This window comes from Devosia insulae DS-56, assembly GCF_000970465.2.
In the GTDB taxonomy this organism is placed as follows: domain Bacteria; phylum Pseudomonadota; class Alphaproteobacteria; order Rhizobiales; family Devosiaceae; genus Devosia_A; species Devosia_A insulae.
In genome coordinates this window covers 1-1,968 of the sequence record NZ_LAJE02000016.1, presented here as the reverse complement: position 1 = coordinate 1,968, position 1,968 = coordinate 1, and the positions used below count along the sequence as shown (strand labels likewise).

Annotated in this window: 2 protein-coding genes; one reads left to right on the top strand and one right to left on the bottom strand. The window is 67.0% G+C overall.

Annotated features, from left to right (window positions below):
* Positions 1 to 72: 72 nt before the first annotated feature.
* Positions 73 to 1,269, bottom strand: a complete 1,197-nt coding sequence (locus VW23_RS00615) for a glycine C-acetyltransferase (RefSeq protein WP_069907668.1) — start codon at positions 1,267 to 1,269, stop codon at positions 73 to 75.
* A gap of 105 nt (positions 1,270 to 1,374) precedes the next feature.
* Here VW23_RS00615 and VW23_RS00610 point away from each other — a divergent pair, with 105 nt between their 5' ends.
* Positions 1,375 to 1,944, top strand: a complete 570-nt coding sequence (locus VW23_RS00610) for a helix-turn-helix domain-containing protein (RefSeq protein ID WP_069907667.1) — start codon at positions 1,375 to 1,377, stop codon at positions 1,942 to 1,944.
* Positions 1,945 to 1,968 lie beyond the last annotated feature (24 nt).

The following is a 1,968-nucleotide window of genomic DNA, read 5'->3' as shown; positions in this document are numbered from 1 at the left end:
GGTGATCACCGCACCACCCCCTCCCTCAATCCCTCCCCTCAAGGGGGAGGGAAGGCTGACTGTGACATTCGCTCATAGGATCCCTACTTCCTTGCCGGCTTCGGCAAAGGCGCCGATGGCGAAGTCGATATCGGCAGCCGACAGGGCGGCCGACATCTGCGTGCGGATGCGGGCCTTGCCCTTGGGCACCACGGGGAAGAAGAACCCCGCGACATAGACGCCGCGCCGGTCGAGGGCAGCAGCAAGGTTCTGCGCCAGCGTCGCTTCGCCCAGCATCACCGGGATGATCGGCGTCTCGCCGGGCAAGAGATCGAAACCGAGTTCACCCATGCGCTGGCGGAAGGTCCGGGTATTGTCGGTGAGCTTTTGCCTGAGGTCGTCCGCCCCTCGGGCGATTTCGATCGCCCTCAGCGACCCGGCGGTGACCGCCGGGGCGAGGGCGTTGGAGAACAGGTACGGCCGCGCCCGCTGGCGCAGCAGGTCGATCACCGCCTGCGGGCCGGTGATGAAGCCGCCCATCGCCCCACCAAGCGTCTTGCCGAACGTGCCGGTGATGATGTCGGGCTCGGCGCCGGTGAGGGCGCCGGTGCCGCGCCCCTCGGGGCCCAGATGCCCGGTGGCGTGGCAGTCGTCGACGGCAATTATGGCGCCATACTTGTCCGCCAATGCGCGGATCTCCGGCAGTTTGGCGATATAGCCATCCATCGAGAACACACCGTCGGTGACGATCAGCCGGAAGCGGGCATTGTCGGCGACCGCCTGCTTGAGCTGGGTCTCGAGGTCGTCCATGTCGGAGGTCTGGAAGCGGTAGCGCTTAGCTTTGCTGAGCCGCACCCCGTCGATGATCGAGGCGTGGTTGAGGCTGTCGGAGATGATCGCGTCGTCTTCGCTCAGCAGCGTCTCGAACAGTGCGCCATTGGCGTCGAAACAGGCGGCAAAGAGGATCGCATCGTCCTTGCCGAGATAACGCGCTATGGCGGTCTCGAGCTCGCGGTGCAGGTCGAGCGTGCCGCAGATGAAGCGGACCGACGCCATGCCGAAGCCATACTGCTCGAGCGCCGTTGCGGCGGCGTCGGCAATCGCCGGGTGGTCGGCGAGGCCGAGATAATTGTTGGCGCAGAGGTTGACCATCTGCCTCTGCCCGCCGGCCCCTGCCACGGTCACCTGGCCGCCCTGCGGCGAGGTGATCTGGCGCTCGCGCTTCATCAGGCCCTGCGCCTCGATGTCGGCGAGCACGGTCCTGAGGTGATCGAGATATCCGGTCTGCATGGTCATTCCTCCGATATGGAGGAAATTCCGCTATAACGGACGAATAGTCAAGTGATCACGGAATTTCCGCTTGGCACGAACACTGTGCTCGGAGATAAAGGCAGCATGGCAAGCACCGACGCCCCCGATATCGGCCCGATCATCCAGCGCGAACGCAAGGCCCGGCACCTGACGCTGGAGCGGCTGGCAGCACTCTCGGGCGTCTCGCGCTCGATGCTGAGCCAGATCGAGCGCGGCGAATCCAACCCCACCTTCGCGGTGCTCTGGGGGCTGACCCAGGCGCTGAAGATCGACCTCGCCGACCTGATCGCCGGCGGCGTGGCGCATCGGCGCGCGGCGCCCGTCGATGTGGTGACGGTGCCGCTGACGCCGGAGATCAACAGCCCCGAGGGGCACTGGCGGCTGCGCATCCTGAGCCCCACCGCCATGGCGGGCCGGGTCGAGTGGTACGAAGTCGAGATCGCCCCCGGCAGCCGGCTGCACAGCGCCCCGCACGCCGCCGGCACTTACGAGCACCTGACGGCGCAGACCGACGGGCTGCGGGTGAAGACGGCTTTGGGCGAACAGCTGCTGGGCGCCGGCGAGACAGCCCGCTACCGCGCCGACGTCGAGCACGAGATCGCCAACGACGGCCAGCTGCCGGCCCGGGCGCTGATGGTGGTGGTCTACGAGTAGGCCGAGCTCCCCTCCCCCTTGAGG

Excerpts from the sequence above, each read along its gene's own strand:
- VW23_RS00615 (WP_069907668.1), bottom strand. The coding sequence starts at position 1,269 with ATGCAGACCGGATATCTCGATCACCTCAGGACCGTGCTCGCCGACATC.
- VW23_RS00610 (WP_069907667.1), top strand. The coding sequence starts at position 1,375 with ATGGCAAGCACCGACGCCCCCGATATCGGCCCGATCATCCAGCGCGAA.